The sequence below is a fragment of the Rathayibacter sp. VKM Ac-2928 genome, from assembly GCF_022815545.1.
Classification (GTDB): domain Bacteria; phylum Actinomycetota; class Actinomycetes; order Actinomycetales; family Microbacteriaceae; genus Rathayibacter; species Rathayibacter festucae.
Genome location: NZ_JALGRU010000001.1, coordinates 1,417,981 through 1,435,543, shown reverse-complemented (window position 1 = coordinate 1,435,543; position 17,563 = coordinate 1,417,981). Strand labels below are relative to the sequence as shown.

Here is a 17,563-nt window from a genome sequence, read left to right as displayed (position 1 = left end):
AGCATGACCAGCACCGTCCCCACCTCTCTGCCCGAAGCACTCCCAGAAGTACTCTCCGGAGCACTCCCCGTCGTCTCGGTCGCCCCCGTCGAGCTCGACGCTCCGGGCCGCCCCGTCCCGCTCACCGTGCGGATCTCCGCCCCGGCGACCGGCACGGACCTCCCCGTCGTGCTCTTCTCGCACGGCAACGGCTGGAACCACGACGGCTACGCGCCGCTCACCGCGTACTGGGCCTCGCGCGGCTTCGTCGTGATCCAGCCGACACACCTCGACTCGAGGCGTCACGGCTTCGGCTTCGACCATCCCGTCTTCCCGACGATCTGGGAGGAGCGGATCGCCGATCTCACCCGCGTGCTCGACCGGCTCGACGTCCTCGAGGCGGCCGTGCCCGGTCTCGCCGGCCGGGTCGACTCGAGCCGCGTCGCCGTCGCCGGGCACTCCTGGGGCGCGCAGACGGCGCAGACGCTGCTCGGCGCCCGCATCGTCGGAGAGGACGGCTCGCTCAGCCCGGACCGCTCCGACCGCCGGGTGCGCGCCGGCGTCCTCCTCGCCGCGACGGGCGTCGCCGGCGACGACCTCGAGCCGTTCGCGCAGGCGGCCTTCCCCTTCCTCCGCCCCTCCTTCGCGCAGCTGAGCACGCCGACCCTCGTCGTCGCGGGCGACCGCGATCAGTCGCGGCTCTCCCGGCGCGGGCCGGACTGGTTCACCGACGCCTACACGCAGAGCCCGGGCGCGACCGACCTGCTCACCCTGCACGGCGGCGAGCACTCGCTCGGCGGCATCGTCGGCGAGGAGGTCGCCGAGACGACGGACGCGGATCCCGCGCGACTCTCCACGATCCAGCAGCTGACCACGGCCTACCTCCGCACGGCGCTCGGCGTCGACGAGAGCAGCTGGTCGGCGGCGCGGGCGGCGTTCCGCGAGGACGGGCGCGAGATCGGCCGCATCGACAGCGAGTGACGCCGCGCACTGCCATCGGGCGTCAGTCCTTCGCCGCCGCAGCCCCTCCGGCGAGGTCGTCCTCCGTCGGCTCGGTCACCCCGATCGTGCTGATGATCGGCATCGTGCCCGTCCGCGCGAGCGGCTCCTCGGCGGTCGGCGCCGACTCCGGATGCGGGGAGCGGCGCGCCCGCACCGGCGCCACCGCGCGGACGACCGGAGTGCGCAGCCGCCGGTACGCGATGCGGCCGAGGGTGACGCCGCCCGCGAGCCCGATCGCGATCATGCCCGCCTGGAGCAGCAGCTCGATCCCGCCCTCGGGGCCACGGCCGGAGGTGAGGTCGAGCACGCCGCGGTAGAGGGTCAGGCCGGGGAGCAGCGGCACGATGCCGCAGGCGGTGGTCACCACGGCGGGCACGCGCCAGCGCTCGGCCAGGGTCTCGCCGAGCAGGCCGATCACGATCGCGGGCACGGCGCTGGCGAGCAGCGGCGCGGCGCCCAGCCCGCTCAGCGCGTCGGAGGCGACCCACGCTCCCGCACCGGTGAGCGCGGCGACGAGCGCCGGCCGCGGGGGAGTGTGCGACGAGAGCGCCCAGGCCCCGGCTGCGATGCCGGCACCGAGGACCTGCACGCTCGCCGGCCAGGGGCGGGCATAGGAGTCGACCAGCACCAGCTCGACGCCGAGGGTGCGCGCGCCGTCGAGCACGGCGGCGATCCCGACGACGATGCCGAGCGTCAGCAGCCCGACCTCGAGCAGCCGGCCGCCGGCCGTGATCGGGAAGCCGTTGATGGCGTCGTCCGCCGCTCCGACGAAGGAGAGCCCGGCGAGCAGCACGACGACTCCGGAGGCGACCACCAGTGCCGGCGGCAGCACGGCGAACTCGACCGGCAGCTGCGGCACGACCGCGAGCAGCAGCACCGCGACTCCGGTCGCGAGCGCGGCTCCGGCGATCTGCTGGAAGAAGGCGGGCAGCCCCCAGCGGCCGAGCAGCTGGTTGACGCCGTCGATCGCGGCGGTCGTGAGCGCGGCGAGGAGGACGATGAGCGGCCCGCCGCCGAGCAGGATCGCGACGCCCGCGGCCATCACCGCGAGGGTGAGCGTCACGACGCTCCGCCGGTAGCGGTGCGGCTGGACGAGGATCGCGTCGAGCCGCTCATGCGCGTCCTCGAACTGCTGCCGGGCCTGGTCGCGCGCGGTCGACGAGTCGACGGTGTCGGCGACCCGGACCTCGGGGGAGCCGTCGGTGATCGCGGTGACCAGCGTCGTCACGCGGGCGAGCCGCTCGTAGTCGGCGCTGCGGGAGGCGACGACGCGCAGCACGCTCACGCTGGGCGAGTCCTCGCTGCCGTCGTGCACGACCAGGATCGAGGTGAAGGTGAGGTCGACCTGCACCTCGATGCCGTAGGCGCGGCAGACCCGCTCGATGGTCTCGGTGACCTCCGCGGCCGCGGACCCCAGCGAGAGCAGGGTCTCGCCGAGCCGCACCGCCAGCTCGAGCACGCCGCGCACGGTCTGCTCGGCGAGGACGGCGCGCTGCGAGCGCCGGCTCACCGGCGCGGCGGGGCGCTGGCCGCTCAGCGTGCCGACGAGCTGCCGGAGGAGTCGCTGCTGGAAGGGTCGAGGAGAGGGCACCCCCCGAGCGTACGGAGGACCACCGTCACCGGAGGACCGGCTCCGGAGGAGCGCCATCGCAGGCTCGGCGCCGCAGGACCTGAGTCGCAGGACCGGCGCCGCACCGCCGTCACCAGGGCACCACCTCGCCGCGGAAGTCGCGGTAGGCGATCCCGGGCGTGCCGAGGCGGCCGATCAGCACGTCGACCACCTTCGGCACGTTCTCCTCGATCGTGAACGGCGCGTCGTCGCCACCGAGCGCGGTCCGGATCCAACCCGGCGCGATCAGGACGATCGCCCGGCCCGTGCCGGACTGCCGCACCGCGAAGCTCTTCAGGAACTGGTTGAGCGCCGCCTTGCTGCCGCGGTAGACCTCCCGCCCGCCGCCGGTGTTGTTCGCGATGCTGCCCTGCCCCGACGACATCGCGCCGATCAGGCCGTCGCCAGCGACGAGGTCCTGCAGCGTCTCGATCACGCGCATCGGACTGAGCGCGTTGGTGACGAAGACCTCGACGAAGTCCTCCGTCGAGACCTGGCCGATGGGCGTGTCCTCGCTCGTCGTGGTGCCGGCGTTCACGAAGAGCAGGTCGAGCACGCGACCCGTCAGGCGCTCCCGAAGCGCCCGCGTCCCCTCCTCGTCGGTGATGTCGAGCCGCTCGATCGCCAGGCGGTCCGCGCCGACCTCGTCCTGGAGCTCGTGCAGAGGGGTGCGCCGGCCGGGATCGCGGACGGTGCCGATCACGTCCCAGCCGCGGCCGAGGAACTCCGCTGCGAGGGCGTGGCCCAGCCCACGGGAGGCGCCGGCGAGGAGGGCGGTGCGTGCGGTGCCGGACGGGGGGGTCGGTGTCGTCGATGTCGTGGTCATCCCGTCACTCTCACCCCGCCGCAGGTCGATCCGCGCGGCCTGTCAGCGAACCGTGCGCTGCGCGGCGCCGGTTCTCAGAGTCGGTGTCCGGCGGTGGTGGTCGCGCTCATGCTGATCGAGTAGCCCGCAGAGCGGGCGCATCGAGATCCACCGGAGTCGGAAGGCGGGGCTGCAGGCTGCCCTGCTGGCGACGGTGGGTCTCGATACGCCCCTCCGGGGCTACTCGACCAGCATGTGTGCGAGCGCCTCTGCCAAGGAGATACGCCCCTCCGGGCTGCTCGACCGGCAACAACGGACGCCCCACCGGCAGCGGCTGCGCAGGTGCTCAGAATCGTTGATGTGGCGACGTTCCGGCCGTCCTGTCGCGCCAGAGCGGCCCTTCCCGCCATCCGCTCCCAGGTCTGCTCCGAATCATGCGTACACATCAACCTCACGACCGGAGCCCGCATGCTCGCCACCGCCACCGCGTCCGCCACTGCCCCCACTGCCGGCACCGCTGCCGCCCGCCGCTCGCGCGCCGTCCTCGCGCCCGCGCTTCCGCTGCTCCCGCCCGACTCCGATCGGATGCTCGTCATCCGCTCGGCCTCGGGCGACGACCGCGCGTTCGCCGAGATCGTCCGCCGGCACACCTCTCTGCTGCGCGCGACGGCGCTGCGCATCCTCCGCGCCTCGAGCGAGGCGGACGACGTGGTGCAGGAGACGTTCCTCGCCGCCTGGACGCACATGGACAGCGTGATCGACGGCGAGACGATCGTCGGCTGGCTGCTGACCACGGCGCGCCGGCGCTGCTACGACCGGCTGCGCTCGAGCGACCACCAGAACCACGCCGAGCTGGAGCAGGACCTGCCCGAGTCGCTCGACCACTGCCCGACCGCGGTGTCGGAGCGGGCGGCGCTCGTCGCCGAGGCGCGCGCCGTGCTCGGCCGGATGCCGGAGCTGCAGCGCCGCTGCTGGGAGCTCCGTCAGCTGCAGCAGCGCAGCTACGACGACATCGGCGCCGAGCTCGGCGTCAGCGCGACCGTGGTCCGCGGGCAGCTCTCCCGAGCCCGCCTGCTGATGGAGGCGACGCTCGCGCACTGGCGCTGAGGCTCCGCAGCGCACCCCGTGGGCGGTCGAACCGTCGCGGACGGCTCTCGCCGACGTGCTGAGAGAGCCGTTCGTGACGGGTCGATCGGCGGATCGCCGCGACTTCAGGGGTGGGCGCACTCGGCTCCGGACGGACTCGGTGGTTAGCGTGGAGGGCATGGAACCCAGCTTCGGAGCCCTGCTCACCGGTCTCGTGATCAACCTCTTCTGGTTCGCGCTCGTCCTCGTCGCGGTCTACTTCGTCGTCCGATCGGCGGTGACGAGCGCGCTGCGGCGGGCCGGAGTCATCACTCCGGCGAGCGCCGCCGCCCTCGATCGCGAGGACGAGGCGCACCGCCGCGCGATCGACGACGAGCGGCGTCCGGAGGCCTGAGCCCGGCGCACCTTAGCTCGGCGCACCCGAGCCCGGCGCACGTGAGCCGAGCACACCGCCGCGGCCTCAGCTCCCGAGGATCGCGAGCACCGTCGACAGGATCCCGCAGACTGCGCCGGTGCCGACCAGGATCAGGCCCGTCAGCCGCAGCGCCCGCACCGGATCCGCGCGCCGGTGCAGCCGGATCCGCTCCGGGTCCTCCTCGCGGTAGTAGACCTCGCGCTGGTCCGAGCCGACCGGCGTCAGCGGGTCGTCGACGGCGAGCGGCCGAGAGCGCACCTCGCCCGCACGGGTGACCCAGTGCAGCGCGCGCGGCGGACCGTCCTCGAGGTAGGCGGTCGTCGTCGACCACCGCCCGTCGATCAGCAGCCCCACGAACGCCGCGAACAGGAACAGCAGCCCCAGCGGGAGCGTGATGAGGGAGAGAGCCTCCAGGATCGTCTCCAGCACCGGTCGCCTCCCTCTCGGATCCGCTGACGAGCGTACCGGGCGACGGTGGCACAGACGGTGGCAGAGGCTGTGCCGCTACGCGCCGATCGCGGGCGGCGGAGCCGTGAAGAAGAGGTACGGCAGGAAGTGCAGGACGAGCGTCGCGAGGACCCCGGTCGCTTGCGTCACCCACCACCAGCGCAGCGGTCTCGCGAGCCGCCGGACCACCGCGAACCCGACGACGGGCGGGATCAGCACGGGCAGCCACGCGCCGAGCACGGCCCACTGCACCGCGGGCGACAGCACGCGCAGGTCCTTCCAGCCGTCGATGCCCGGGTCGATCGCGGACGCGGTGCCCAGGAGCACGAACGGCACCAGGACTGCGGCGAGTGCCGCGTGCACGAGGCCCCAGGCGCCGACCGCCAGGCGTGCGTAGCCGAGATCGAGCGCTGCGGTGGGGGTCGTCACCGGGGAAGGCTACCCGGCGCGACGCCGTCCGCTCCCGGTCGAAGCGCTTCCGTACACTGGCCCGGGCGCCGCGCGGACGGCGGCACGAGCTGCGGGGGTGGCGGGGACGGATGGCGACGGCGGGTGGCGCACGGCACGGACGGCTGAGGCCGCGCTCGGGACCGCGGACTCTGCTCCGCGGCGCTGCGGCCGCCGTCGCGGTCCTCGCCGTGAGCGGGGCCTGCCTGGTCGGGATCGCGACCGCGAGCATCACGAGCAACGTCGCGGGCAACGCGGTCGACCTCGGGATCGCGCCCTCCGCGCAGCCGCGGGCTGCACAGCTGGGTGCGATCGAGGGCGGCTTCAACGTCCTCATCGTGGGCACCGACAACGACGCGGTGCAGGGCGACGCCTTCGGGGTCCGCGACGGCACGCTCAACGACGTCACGATCCTGCTGCACGTCTCCGCCGATCACCGCAGCGCCACGGTGATCAGCTTCCCGCGCGACCTCGTCCTGGACCGCCCGGCCTGCACCGATCCGGAGACCGGCGAGGTCACGGAGGCGACCGCCGACGTCCCGTTGAACTCCGCGTTCGAGGCCGGCGGGCTCTCCTGCGTCAACGACACGGTGCAGCAGTTCACCGGCCTGACCGTGCCGTACGCGGGGTGGGTCTCCTTCAACGGCGTGATCGAGATGAGCAACGCCGTCGGGGGAGTGCCGATCTGCCTCACCGGGCCGATCCGCGACACCGACTCCGGGCTCGACCTCCCCGCCGGCACGAGCACCGTCTCGGGAGCGACCGCGCTCGCGTTCCTCCGCACCCGGCACGGCGTCGGCGACGAGAGCGACCTCAGCCGGATCTCCTCGCAGCAGCAGTACCTGGCCTCGCTGATGCGCACGGTCCGCTCGGCTGACACGCTGTCGAACGTGCCCGCGCTCTACGGACTCGCGCAGGCGGTGTCCTCGAACGTGCACCTCTCCACCACGCTGACGAACCCGTCGACGATGATCTCGCTCGCGCTGGCCCTCAAGGACGTCGACCTCGCGCAGATGGTGTTCGTGCAGTACCCGGCGCTGGACGACCCGGACCGGCCGGGCAAGGTCGTGCCGGACACGGTGCTCGGCGGCGAGCTGATGGCGAAGGTTCTGAACGACGAGCCGGTCGTGCTCGCGTCGACTCCCGCGGAGGAGCAGCCCGCGCCGCCGGTCGAGGGGGGCACCTCCGCTCCTGCGCCGACCGACCCCGCCGCCGCGGAGCCCGCTCCGGAACCGCTCGACGCCCCCGGGCAGACCGCCGCCGAGGAGACCTGCGCTGTCCCGTCGGAGTGACGCACGGAACCGGCCACGGGCGGGCCCTCAGGCCGTCGCGTCCGCGCCGGCCTGACGCACGTTCCGGACCACACGGGCCGGGGCGCCGACGACGACCGCTCCCGCCGGGACGTCCTTCGTGACGACCGCGGCGGCGGCGATCACCGCGTCGTCGCCGACCGTGACGCCGGCGAGCAGGACGGCTTTCGCGCCGATCCAGACGTTGGAGCCGACGACGATCGGGGCGGGGTGCAGGTCGCCGCGTCGCGCCGGATCGAGGTCGTGGTTCAGGGTCGCGAAGACGACGTCGTGCCCGATGAGGCAGTCGTCGCCGAGCGTGATGCCGCCCTGGTCCTGGAAAGCGCAGCCGGAGTTGATGAAGACCCGGGCGCCGATCCGGAGGTTGCGGCCGAAGTCGGCGCGCAGCGGCGGGAACAGGGTCACCGACTCGTCGATCGGCCGGCCGGTCAGCTCCGCCAGCAGCTCGCGCACGCGCTCCGGCGGGTGGTAGCCGCTGTTCAGCTCCCTGGTGATGCGCAGCGCCTCCTGGCTCGCCGCGTGCAGAACGGCGTGCAGCGGGGAGCCGCCCTCGATCGTCCGCCGCGCGTCGAACGCGGCGATCAGGTCGTCCAGGTCCATGTCCAGGTCCAGGTCCGGGTCCGGGTCCATGTCGTCGTCCTCTCCTCGGGTCCGCCCAGGCTAGGAGCGCCGGGCGCACGGCTGGGACTCCCTGCCGGGGCACCCCTGCCGCGGGTCGGCCCGCCGTCAGCCGTCACTCCTCCATGAGGCGTCCCGGAACGGTCGAGACGTCCCGCCGGAACGGGCTGCCTCGACCGCTCGGGGACGCCTCGCGCGTCACGCCCCGACGCCGCGGGGGAGACTCCGCTCGAGGAGGGTGGCCCGGCGGGCGGCCAGGGCGAGTGCGAGCAGCACGGCGGCGATGACGGGGAGCGGCAGGACGACCCGGGCGGCCGGCACGTCCGTGAGCACCGTCGCGCCGAGGGCGTCGACGGCGGTCAGCAGCGCCGACAAGCCGACCAGCAGGAGGACCGACATCACGGCCGCCACCCGACCGCGCCAGGGCATGACCGCGAGGACCCCGAGCGCCGCCACCGGCCCCGCCGTCGACAGATCGGGACCGAGCCAGCCGGCCGCCGCAGCGACGAGCGCGATGCTCAACTCTGTGGCGGAGGCGAGCAGGGCGGTGACCCGAGCGGCGCCGGTCCGGGCGGCGAGGGCGAGGCCGAGGGCGATCGCGAAGAGCGCCCCGGCGAGGAAGGAGGGGTTGGTGAACGGTCCGATCGCACCGGGGTAGCTGACGCCGGGGGACCAGTTGACGACGGCGTAGAAGGCGAAGAACGCCGTGGCGAGCGCGAGGGGGACGATCGTCGACGGGGAGCGCCCGGGAGCGGACTGGAGGCGGTGGCGCAGACCGCCGACCGCGAGGGTTGTCCGCTGCCCGATGCCCGGGCCGCGGTGCCCGCGGTCGTCGGCCTCGTCGAGCAGGATCCCCAGCAGGACCTCGCCGTGCTCGTCGCGCCAGGCGGCCGGGTACCAGCGCAGCGCGCGGCGGAAGCGGTCGGTGCGCCCTGCGTCCTCGTTCGTCGTCATGCCGTTCTCCTTCGTCGAGTGGTCGGGTCAGAACGCGGCGGACGGCGAGAGCCCGAGGTTGATCCGCGCCCGCACGGCGCTCGCCTCCATCCGGGCGACCTCGGCGCCGAGTGCGGATCGGCCGCTGTCCGTCAGCCGGAAGTAGCGGCGCACGCGGCCGGTGACCCGCTCGTCGCCGTCGGGGGCGATCAGACCCGCCGACCCCAGCCGCTCGAGCGCCGCGTAGAGCGTGGTCACCCGCAGCCGCACGCGGCCCTCCGACTGCTCCTCGATCTCCTGCAGCAGCGCGTAGCCGTGGCGGCGCCCGAGAGCGAGCGCGGTCAGGATCCAGAAGGTCGTCTCTCGCATCTCCTCGGGCACGGGCGACACCATACTCCAACGGCAGGAGTATCGGGCGGCCGTCAGTAGCGCCGGTCGTCTCCCGGAGCGGGCGAGGCCGCGAGGAACGCGCCGCGCTCCTCGAGCAGCCGGCGCAGGTGGCGCGCCAGGACGAGCCGCTCGGCGACCCGGCCGAGGATGCCGAAGGGGGCGCGGAAGGCGAGTCGGTCGGTCATCACCGAGCCGCTGCCGTCCGGCTCGAAGCGGTGCTCGTGCCGGAAGGAGCGGAACGGGCCGCGGGTCTGCTCGTCCGTGAAGGAGTGCGGCGCGTCGAAGGCGGTGATCCGGCTGGTCAGCCGCAGGCGGACGCCGAAGTGCCGGGCCTGCCAGGTCACCTCCTCGCCGAGGCCGATGCGGCCGCTGACGACTCCGCCGACGGCCCGCTCACCGGCCGCGGCCTGCGACTCCGTGTGCAGGTCGATGCTCCGCGCGCGGTCGAACAGGTCCTCGACCGACCGCTCCGAGCGGGTGACGACCTCGACCGACGCGACCATGACTCGATCATGGCGCAGTGCCGGCATGGCGCAGTGCCCTCATGGCGCACTGCCGTGACGACGCGCGGCTCGGCGTCGCCGCGCTCGCCCGGCCCGGACGGTCAGCCCGTCGGGACCACCGGGACGAGGAAGCCGCCGGGGACGTCGACGTCCGGCTCCCGGTACTCGTCGGGGAGGGTGAAGTCCGCGGTCCCGATCGAGCAGACGGTGAAGACGTCGGCGTCCCTCGTGCCGACGAGGAAGAGCGAGTACACCCGGGTGCCGTCCTCGAGGGTGCGCACCAGGCCGCCGGAGGAGGTCGACCGCTCGCCCTGGCGGGAGAGGACGACCGTGTCGCCGGGCGTGCTCGCGAGAGCCGCCGGGTCGATCCCGGCCGTCGGGACGCCGTCGCGGCAGTCCGTGCCGAAGCCGGTGTCGATGACCGATTCGCAGAAGCGCGTCTCGCCGTCGGGGCTCACGTGCAGGTCGCCCGTGGCTCCGACGAGCACCGGCTCCGGCTCCGAGGAGCACCCGGAGAGCAGCAGAGCGACCGCGGAAACGACCGCCAGTGCGCCGCACGTCCCGCGCACGACCGAGCTCCGACGGTCAGTGGAAGTTCAGCGTGGACGGCGACGGCGCCTTCCACGCCTCCGACCGGTAGGCGTGCGGATCGTGCGGCGCCCGCGGCGGCTCGCCGAAGGGGTCGACCGGCAGCTCGGCCGGAGTCCTCGAGACAGCGCTCCGCAGCGCTGCGGCGAGGGATCGGAGGCGATGGATCACGGCTTTCACGGCGTTCACGGCGTTCTCCCGTTCTCTGGTGAGGGCTGACGACCACTGTCGACGCTACCGCGACCCCGGGACATCGCGCTCGTCGACTTTCCGCGGCTCAGCGGCGCGGCCGCTCTCCGTGGCGAGTCCCCCCGACGCGGGCGGGTCAGCCGCCTGTGAGCGCCTCGGCGACCGACGCGTGGATCGCGTCGTAGTCCGGGTCCTCGGGGTCGACCGCCGGCGGTGTCAGCTCGACCGAGCCGAACGGCTGCGAGCGGGTCCGGAGCGCGAGCTGCAGGAAGCCGCCCAGCGCGCCCTGCGGGATGTCCGTGCGGACGACGCGCGCGCCGGCGTCCGCGATCCCCTGGAACTGCAGCAGCACATTCACCGGGGAGAGGCGGGCGAGGATCGCGCCCTGCACCTCGCGCTGGCGGGCCATCCGGTCGTAGTCGCCGCCGGCCGAGCCGTAGCGGGAGCGGGCGTAGGCCAGCGCGTTGCTGCCGTCGAGGTGGTGCTCCCCGGGGGTGAGCCAGGCGTTCACGCCGACCAGCTCGCCGGTGGTCTCGTCGAGGACGCCGCCGAAGGGGAGGTCGCCGTCGCCGGTGTAGTCGACGTCGATGCCGCCGAGCGCGTCGATCAGGCTCGCGAAGCCCTGCATGTCGACGAGCGCGTAGTACTGGATCGGCAGCCCCAGCGCGCCCTCGACGGCGTCGCGCGTCGCCTCGATGCCGGGGGAGCTGCCGTGCGCCACCGCGTCCGGATACAGCTCCGGGCTCTTCAGCTCGACCTCCGTGTGGATCGAGTTGAGCATGCAGGGGCTCACGTTGCACGACCCGATCAGGTAGCCGTCGGGGTAGCTGTCGTGCATCGGCGAGTCCTCGGGGAAGGGCACGTTCTTCAGGTTCCGCGGCAGCCCGATGACCGTCGCCGCTCCGGTCGCCGTGTCGATCGAGGCGACGGAGATGCTGTCCGGGCGGAGTCCCGCGCGGTCCTCGCCGGCGTCGCCGCCCAGGAGCAGGACGTTGTAGCGGCCGTCGACGGGCGCGGCCACCGGCCCGTCGCCGAACACCGTCGACAGCAGTCCACGGGAGATCCCGACGAGGTGCCCGCCGTAGCCCGCAGACCCGACCGAGACGAGCAGCGCGAGCACCGTCGCCACCCCGAGCGCGACGCGGGCGCGCGGCCGGAGCTTGACGAGCCGGGTCAACCTGAGCGTGTCGAGGGTGAGCACGAGCCAGAGCGCGGCGCAGGCGAACAGGACGACCTGCAGGACGGCCAGCGTCCCGTCGAGCGCGGCGACCGAGAAGACGAGCGACGGGACGACGAGGAGTGCCAGCAGCAGCAGGACGACGACCGCCCACAGCAGCAGGGTCGCGGCGAGACCGATCCGGCCGAGACGCCGCGAGCCGGCGAGCACCTGCGCGGACCCGGGGATCAGCAGGCCGAGCCCGAGCAGCCACCAGGCGCGGCGGGTCATCACCGCCCGCGACGAGGTGTCCGGGTCCCGCAGCGGCGTCCGCCTCCGGACACCGTCCTTCACCACTGCACTGCGCACGTCGCCCTCCCCGGAACCGACCACCCACGGTAGGGCCTGCGCGCCGCCCGGGCGGACGGCGACGCGCGGCGCTCGACCGCCGAATCGCGCTGAGGCCGGGGTCAGCTCCGGGCCGGGTAGTCGCCCGCCTCGAGGTCCGCGAGCAGGCTCGGGTGGGTCGGCGCCCAGCCGTAGGTGCTGCGGGTCCAGGCGCTCGACGCGGGCTGGTCCATCGCGAAGATCTCGCCGAGGGGTCCGAACGTCTCCGCCGGCACCTGCTCGACCGGCAGTCCGAGGCGCCGCCCGATGACCGTGGCGATCGCGAGCATCGTGTCGCCCTCGTCGGCGACGGCGTTCACGGCCGTCCCCGCCTCGCCCCGCTCGATCATCAGGCGGAACAGCGACGCCGCGTCACGACGGTGCACGGCCGGCCAGCGCTGGCCGCCGTCGCCGACGTAGGCGGAGACCCCGGAGCGCTGCGCGGCCTGGATGAGGAGCCCGGCGAAGCCGTAGGCGACGTCGCGCTCGTGCACCGACCGGGGGAGCCGGACGGCGGTCGTCCGGACGCCCTGCGTCGCCAGACCCAGGACCCGCGCGGCGTTGACCCCGCGGCCGCCGACCGGGCCGGTGGTGGTCAGCGGATCGTGCTCGGTCGCGACGGCACCCGCGGAGAAGGTCGTGCCCGAGACGAGGGAGAACGGCTTGCCGGTGCCGACGAGCGCGGCGCCGATCGCGTCCATCGCCGCGCCCTCCTCCCCGATGCTGCGCTCGAGGTCGGAGAAGTCGTTGCTGAAGGCGAGGTGGATCGCGCCGTCGGCGGCACGGGCGGCCTCCGCCAGCAGTTCCAGGTCGGCGAGCTCGCCGCGGAGGGGCTCGCCGCCGGCGTCGAGGACCCGGCGGACGGCCGACTCCGACCGGGCGAGACCGAGCACCTCGTGGCCGTGGGCGACGAGATCCTCGGTGACGGCGAGGCCGATGGCGCCCGGGGCGCCGGTGAGGAGGATGCGCATGGGAGGACTCCTTCTGAGTGATGGGATCGATGTCCCATCACTGTAGCCCTGCGATGGGACTCGTGTCGCGTCACGGTAGGATCTCCCCATGCCACGCTGGGAACCCGATGCCCGCGAGCGGTTCGTCTCCGCCGCTCTGCACCTGTTCACTGAGCAGGGCTACGACGAGACCACCGTGGCGCAGATCGCCGACCGGGCCGGGCTGACCCGGAGCACGTTCTTCCGGCACTTCCCCGACAAGCGCGACGTGCTCGCCGCCGGTCAGGAGACGCTCTCGGCGCTGCTCGCGCAGGGGGTGCGCGAGGCTCCGGCCGGGGCGACGCCGATGCAGGCGGTCGCCGCCGGTCTGGTGTCGGCGTCCGGCGCGATGACGCCCTTCAACCGTGAGCTCGGGCCGCGGCTCGAGGCGGTGATCGCCACCAGCGCAGAGCTGCAGCAGCGGGCCCTGCTGAAGAAGGTCGGGATGGCGACGGCGATGGCCGACGCCCTCCGCGAGCGCGGGGTCGCCCCGGCGGTCGCCGATGCCGCCGCCGAGCTCGGGGTGCTCGCCTTCAAGGAGTCGTTCGCCGAGTGGTCCGAGGGCCGGGACGGCGAGCTGCCGGCCCTCGCCACCGCCGCGCTCGACCGCCTGCGGGAGGCGCTGACGCAGCTCGGCTGAACCCGCGCCGTCAGCCGGTCCGCTCCCAGCGGTCCCGGCCGCTCCGGCGCCACTGCTGGCGGGGCCCGTCCGATTCCCGGGCGGTGTCCGTCAGCCGCAGTGTGCTGTCCGGAGCCCAGCCGGCGATCACGGAGGCGTATCCGTCGTCGACCGGGATCAGCCGGGTCGCGCTCGAGAGGTAGCCGAGCACGGTGAGGTGCACGGCGTCCCACTCGGCGGCGACGCGCTGCCAGTCCGGGATCAGCCAGCGGCCCTCCCCGCCGGTCACCTGGTACCAGTCGTGCCGGCGGGAGGCGGTGACCTCGGCGGGGTAGGCGCGGCAGAGCTCGGCCCAGTCCTCGGCGCTGCCGATCTCGAGCGTGCGGCCCGCTCCGGTCACCGGGATCACGGTCGCTGCGTCGAGACCGGCTGCGTCCTCGACCAGCTCGAGCAGGTCCTCGATCCGGGACTGCGTGCGCAGCAACTTGAGGGGGAGCGACCACCACGAGCCGGAGAAGCTCGCGCGCGGGTCGGCCGGGCGCTCCCGCGCGGACTGCTCCTCGTCGGCGCGGCGGGCGGCGGACCACTCGTCCAGGAGCGCGGCGACGCCGGTCGGGAGCGGCCGTGCGGTGTCGGGGCGCCAGTCGACGGCCCACTGAGTCCGGGTGGCGGGGCTCGTCCACGTCGCCGCGTCCGGGGAAGCGAGCACGCGCTCGGCGACGGGAAGCAGCGCGGCGCGGAGCTCCGGCAGTGCGGCGAGGACGTCCTCGGCGTCGGGCTCCTGCCAGGAGTGCGCCGTGTCGACGCTCCTGCGGAACGCGGCGCGGACGGCGTCGTCCTCCGCCGGGGTCGGCGGGAGTGCCGCGAACATCGCGGCGAGGCCGTCGGGAGTGGGGACCGGCAGATCGCGAGCGTCCGCGCCGTCCTCGGAGGCGTACAGCAGGACCGACTCCCCGCGACCGCCAGCGGCGTGCGCGAGCAGGAACGCCGCTGTGCGCAGCTCGGGGTCCGCCGCCGTCGCGTACTCCCAGCAGAGGCGGCGCCCCCGGGGCCCGCTGAGGAGGACGTCGGCTGCAGCACTCATGCCTCCACTATGCCCGGCGGCGGCGCCGAGGCGCCCCCGAACGGTCGAGGCGTCCCGGCGCAGGTGGACGTCTCGACGGTTCGAGGACGCCTCGCCGGCCGCCGGTGCGGGCGTCAGGCGTCGGGGTTCATCCAGAAGGGGGAGTAGTGGTAGCCGTCGGGGTCGTCGAACTGGCGCTGGTACATGAAGGGGTACTCGTCGGTGTCGCCGATGCGGCCGCCCGCGGCGCCGGCGCGCTCGGTCAGCTCGTCGACGGCCTCGCGGCTGCCGAGGTCGAACGAGACGGTCGTCTTGGACGGGGTGTCCGGGCCGCCGATCAGCTCCTCGGTGCCGCCGACGCTCGCGTACATCTCGCGGCTGCTGAGCATCAGGTACTGGTCGGGCGCGATCGCGAAGCAGGCGACGTTCTCGTTCGACATCGCCTCGTTCCGGCTCCAGCCGAGGGCGGTGTAGAAGGCGGTGGCGCGCTCGACGCTCGCGACGGGGCAGGAAAGGTAGAGGCTCATGCGGGCAACACTGCCCAGAAGTGCGCGGCACGACAAGAGGCCGGGGAGGATCCGCGCCCGGAGCGTCCGCCGGGCGTCTGCCAGAGTGCTGGCATGCCCTCTCCGCAGACCCTGACCGAGGAGGACCGCCGGCTCGTCGCCGCCTGGGCCGCCGACTGCGCCGAGCGGGTCCTGCCGCTCTTCGAGGCAGAGGCCCCCGACGACGACCGGGCCCGGGACGGGATCGCCCGGGCACGCGCCTTCGCCCGCGGCGAGCTGAGCGCGGCCGGGGAGATCCGGCGCCGCTTCGAGGCGGGCCGGGCGTCGCAGTCGGCGACGTCGCCCGCGGCGAAGGCGGCGGCCTGGTCGGCGGGGCAGGCCTCCGGAGTCGCGCACCTCGGCGCGCACGCGCTCGGCGCCGGGGCGTTCGCGGCGAAGGCGGCCGAGCTGGCCGACCCGGGCCGCGGCGGCGCGGCCGAGATCGACCGGCAGCTGGCGGGGATGAGCGCCCCGGTGCGGACGGCCCTGGCGCGCCTGCCGCTGCTCGGCGAAGACCCGTCCGGTCCGCTCGGGCCGGGACTCCTGGCCTCCGGCGCGCTCGGCGCGTTCATCCGTACGCTGCAGGCGGCGCTCGCCGCGGGGGAGCAGGGCGGCGAGCAGTAGCCCGGGCTCAGCAGCGCCGGACTCAGGCCTCGGGCAGCCGCACCGCGACGCGGAGCCCGCCCTCGTGTCGTGCGGTCAGGTCCAGCTCGCCGCCGTGAGCGCGGACGATGCTCGCCGCGATGGCGAGGCCGAGGCCCGTCCCCGCGTGCTCGGAGCGGACCCGCGCGGCTCCGCGCTGGAACGGCTCCGTCAGCGCGGGAAGGGACAGCGGATCGAGGTGCGCCCCGGAGTTCTCGAGCACGAGGACGGCGGAGCCCGCGTCGACGCTCGTGCCGAGCCGCACCCAGCCGCCCGACGGCAGATTGTGCACGATCGCGTTGTGCAGCAGGTTGACGCTCAACTGCTGCAGCAGCGCCGGCGAGCCCGAGGTGCGGGCCACGCCACCGGCGGTCTCCAGGGCGACGCCGCCCCGCTCGGCGAGGGGCAGCAGCGTCTCGACCGCCTCCTCCGCCAGGAGCGACAGGTCCACGCTCTCGCGGGCGAAGGAGCGCTGGTCGGCCCGGCCGAGCAGCAGCAGCGCCTCGACGAGCTCGATCGCCCTCGTGTTGACGCTCCCGAGGCGGGCGACCAGCGCGTCGACGTCGCGGTCCGGATCGTCGCGCGCCACCTCGAGGAGCGTCCGAGTGATCGCGAGCGGGGTGCGCAGCTCGTGCGAGGCGTTCGCTGCGAACCGCCGCTGCTCCGCGTCGTGCGCCTCGATCCACTCGAGCATGGCGTCGAAGCCGTCGGCGAGCTCGCGGAACTCGTCCCGCCGGCCCTCGAGCGCGATCCGGTGCGAGAGGTCACCGGCCGCGGCGAGTCGGGTGGCTCGGGTGATCCGCCGTAGCGGGGCGAGCATCCGGCCGGCCAGGAACCAGCCGCCGACCATTCCGAAGAGCAGCAGGAACGCCAGGGCGGCGACGGCGGCGGGCGTGAAGGCGCGGAGCAGGTCGTCGCGCCCGGGGCGGAAGCCGTCGGTGCCGTCGCCGGCGACCACCGCCTCCGCGGGGATGTAGCGCAGCAGGAACAGCCAGACGACGGTGAGCAGGAGGCCGCCGGCGAGGAGCAGGAAGCCGGCGTAGCTGAGGGTCAGGCGGACGCGGGCGCTGATGCCGGGCGGCCTAGCCACGGGTGCCGTCGCCGCTCTCGTCGACGGCACCGTCCGTGAGGATGCGGTAGCCGACTCCGGGCAGCGTGCCGATGAGCCACGGCTCGCCGAGGCGCTTGCGGAGGGCGGAGATCGTGATGCGGACCGCGTTCGTGAACGGATCCGCGTTCTCGTCCCAGGCCCGCTCGAGCAGCTCCTCGGCGCTGATCGTGCCGCCCTCGGCGCCCATCAGCACCTCGAGCACCGCGAACTGCTTGCGGGTGAGCGCGACGTAGCGCCCGTCGCGGTGCACCTCGCGCCGGAACGGGTCCAGGCGGAGCCCTGCGATCTCGCGCACCGGCGGGCGGCTGCGCGCGCGTCGGCGGTCCAGGGCCCGGAGGCGCAGGACGAGCTCGCGCAGCTCGAACGGCTTCGTCAGGTAGTCGTCGGCGCCCAGCTCGAAGCCCGACGCCTTGTCGTCCAGCCGGTCGGCGGCGGTGAGCATCAGGATCGGGACGCCGCTCCCGGACGCGACGATCGCGGCGGCGACCTCGTCGCCCGACGGGCCCGGGATGTCCCGGTCGAGGACGACGAGGTCGTAGGCGGTGAGTCCCAGCAGCTCCAGCGCGGTGTCGCCGTCGCCGGCGAGGTCGGCGGCGATCGCCTCGAGGCGGAGCCCGTCGCGGATCGCCTCCGCCATCAGGGGCTCGTCCTCGACCACCAGAACACGCATGCGGTCGATGCTACGAGCCGCGGTGTATCGCGGGCGTCTCGGAAAAGCCCTACGCCCCCG

22 protein-coding genes are annotated in these 17,563 nt (G+C 74.3%); 6 read left to right on the top strand and 16 right to left on the bottom strand.

All coding sequences use genetic code 11. From position 1 onward, the window contains the following. Window positions 1–3: 3 nt before the first annotated feature. Window positions 4–960, top strand: a complete 957-nt coding sequence (locus MT350_RS06635; RefSeq protein WP_243600266.1) for an alpha/beta fold hydrolase — start codon at window positions 4–6, stop codon at window positions 958–960. 22 nt (window positions 961–982) lie between these two features. Here the strand turns inward: MT350_RS06635 and MT350_RS06630 are convergent, their stop codons facing one another. Both MT350_RS06630 and MT350_RS06625 read right to left on the bottom strand, forming a co-directional pair. After that, window positions 983–2,572: a threonine/serine exporter ThrE family protein gene (locus MT350_RS06630; protein WP_132437122.1), complete on the bottom strand. Its 1,590-nt coding sequence runs from the start codon at window positions 2,570–2,572 to the stop codon at window positions 983–985. A 109-nt stretch (window positions 2,573–2,681) separates the two neighbouring features. Further along, a complete protein-coding gene (locus MT350_RS06625) occupies window positions 2,682–3,416 on the bottom strand; it encodes an SDR family NAD(P)-dependent oxidoreductase (RefSeq protein ID WP_243600265.1) in 735 nt (244 codons plus the stop codon). A gap of 447 nt (window positions 3,417–3,863) precedes the next feature. On the opposite strand from MT350_RS06625, the gene MT350_RS06620 reads away from it, so the two are divergent. Continuing rightward, window positions 3,864–4,502 carry an RNA polymerase sigma factor gene (locus MT350_RS06620; RefSeq protein ID WP_243600264.1) on the top strand — a complete coding sequence of 213 codons (639 nt, stop codon included), beginning with the start codon at window positions 3,864–3,866 and terminating at the stop codon, window positions 4,500–4,502. Window positions 4,503–4,659: 157 nt separating this feature from the next. Continuing rightward, window positions 4,660–4,875: a hypothetical protein gene (locus tag MT350_RS06615; protein ID WP_243600263.1), complete on the top strand. Its 216-nt coding sequence runs from the start codon at window positions 4,660–4,662 to the stop codon at window positions 4,873–4,875. 66 nt (window positions 4,876–4,941) lie between these two features. On the opposite strand, the gene MT350_RS06610 is transcribed toward MT350_RS06615, so the two are convergent. Both MT350_RS06610 and MT350_RS06605 read right to left on the bottom strand, forming a co-directional pair. Next, the gene (locus MT350_RS06610) at window positions 4,942–5,325 is read right to left on the bottom strand and encodes a hypothetical protein (RefSeq protein WP_123737123.1); all 384 of its coding nucleotides are present in this window, start codon (window positions 5,323–5,325) and stop codon (window positions 4,942–4,944) included. Between the two features lie 75 nt (window positions 5,326–5,400). Further along, window positions 5,401–5,772 carry a hypothetical protein gene (locus tag MT350_RS06605; RefSeq protein ID WP_243615585.1) on the bottom strand — a complete coding sequence of 124 codons (372 nt, stop codon included), beginning with the start codon at window positions 5,770–5,772 and terminating at the stop codon, window positions 5,401–5,403. A 209-nt stretch (window positions 5,773–5,981) separates the two neighbouring features. On the opposite strand from MT350_RS06605, the gene MT350_RS06600 reads away from it, so the two are divergent. After that, window positions 5,982–7,082, top strand: a complete 1,101-nt coding sequence (locus MT350_RS06600; protein ID WP_243600260.1) for an LCP family protein — start codon at window positions 5,982–5,984, stop codon at window positions 7,080–7,082. A gap of 27 nt (window positions 7,083–7,109) precedes the next feature. Here MT350_RS06600 and MT350_RS06595 read toward each other — a convergent pair whose 3' ends face one another. The 8 genes from MT350_RS06595 to MT350_RS06560 form a co-directional block, all read right to left on the bottom strand. Then, window positions 7,110–7,730: a DapH/DapD/GlmU-related protein gene (locus MT350_RS06595; RefSeq protein ID WP_374206631.1), complete on the bottom strand. Its 621-nt coding sequence runs from the start codon at window positions 7,728–7,730 to the stop codon at window positions 7,110–7,112. 186 nt (window positions 7,731–7,916) lie between these two features. After that, complete coding sequence (locus MT350_RS06590) at window positions 7,917–8,672, bottom strand: hypothetical protein (RefSeq protein ID WP_243615584.1); 756 nt, start codon at window positions 8,670–8,672, stop codon at window positions 7,917–7,919. Window positions 8,673–8,699: 27 nt separating this feature from the next. After that, window positions 8,700–9,032 (bottom strand): PadR family transcriptional regulator, encoded by a 333-nt coding sequence (locus tag MT350_RS06585; RefSeq protein WP_243600258.1) that lies wholly within the window; start codon window positions 9,030–9,032, stop codon window positions 8,700–8,702. A 41-nt stretch (window positions 9,033–9,073) separates the two neighbouring features. Continuing rightward, window positions 9,074–9,544 carry an SRPBCC family protein gene (locus MT350_RS06580; protein WP_243600257.1) on the bottom strand — a complete coding sequence of 157 codons (471 nt, stop codon included), beginning with the start codon at window positions 9,542–9,544 and terminating at the stop codon, window positions 9,074–9,076. 101 nt (window positions 9,545–9,645) lie between these two features. After that, window positions 9,646–10,032, bottom strand: coding sequence for a hypothetical protein (locus MT350_RS06575; protein WP_243615583.1), 387 nt, complete (start codon window positions 10,030–10,032; stop codon window positions 9,646–9,648). A gap of 97 nt (window positions 10,033–10,129) precedes the next feature. After that, window positions 10,130–10,321, bottom strand: coding sequence for a hypothetical protein (locus tag MT350_RS06570; protein ID WP_123737118.1), 192 nt, complete (start codon window positions 10,319–10,321; stop codon window positions 10,130–10,132). Between the two features lie 136 nt (window positions 10,322–10,457). Further along, window positions 10,458–11,846: an LCP family protein gene (locus MT350_RS06565; protein WP_243615582.1), complete on the bottom strand. Its 1,389-nt coding sequence runs from the start codon at window positions 11,844–11,846 to the stop codon at window positions 10,458–10,460. A gap of 101 nt (window positions 11,847–11,947) precedes the next feature. Then, a complete protein-coding gene (locus MT350_RS06560) occupies window positions 11,948–12,835 on the bottom strand; it encodes an NAD-dependent epimerase/dehydratase family protein (protein WP_243615581.1) in 888 nt (295 codons plus the stop codon). 88 nt (window positions 12,836–12,923) lie between these two features. On the opposite strand from MT350_RS06560, the gene MT350_RS06555 reads away from it, so the two are divergent. Then, on the top strand, window positions 12,924–13,493 hold the full coding sequence (locus tag MT350_RS06555) for a TetR/AcrR family transcriptional regulator (protein ID WP_132437129.1): 570 nt from the start codon (window positions 12,924–12,926) through the stop codon (window positions 13,491–13,493). A 10-nt stretch (window positions 13,494–13,503) separates the two neighbouring features. On the opposite strand, the gene MT350_RS06550 is transcribed toward MT350_RS06555, so the two are convergent. Continuing rightward, window positions 13,504–14,556 (bottom strand): hypothetical protein, encoded by a 1,053-nt coding sequence (locus tag MT350_RS06550; protein ID WP_243615580.1) that lies wholly within the window; start codon window positions 14,554–14,556, stop codon window positions 13,504–13,506. A 113-nt stretch (window positions 14,557–14,669) separates the two neighbouring features. Continuing rightward, window positions 14,670–15,062, bottom strand: coding sequence for a VOC family protein (locus MT350_RS06545; protein WP_243615579.1), 393 nt, complete (start codon window positions 15,060–15,062; stop codon window positions 14,670–14,672). Between the two features lie 93 nt (window positions 15,063–15,155). Between MT350_RS06545 and MT350_RS06540 the strand changes: the two genes are divergently transcribed. Then, complete coding sequence (locus tag MT350_RS06540; protein WP_243600250.1) at window positions 15,156–15,704, top strand: putative immunity protein; 549 nt, start codon at window positions 15,156–15,158, stop codon at window positions 15,702–15,704. Window positions 15,705–15,726: 22 nt separating this feature from the next. Here MT350_RS06540 and MT350_RS06535 read toward each other — a convergent pair whose 3' ends face one another. Next, window positions 15,727–16,812: a HAMP domain-containing sensor histidine kinase gene (locus tag MT350_RS06535; RefSeq protein ID WP_243615578.1), complete on the bottom strand. Its 1,086-nt coding sequence runs from the start codon at window positions 16,810–16,812 to the stop codon at window positions 15,727–15,729. After that, entirely contained in the window at window positions 16,805–17,503 is a 699-nt protein-coding gene (locus tag MT350_RS06530; RefSeq protein ID WP_243615577.1) for a response regulator transcription factor, read from the bottom strand. Before MT350_RS06530 ends, MT350_RS06535 begins: the two co-directional genes overlap by 8 nt. Window positions 17,504–17,563: the final 60 nt, after the last annotated feature.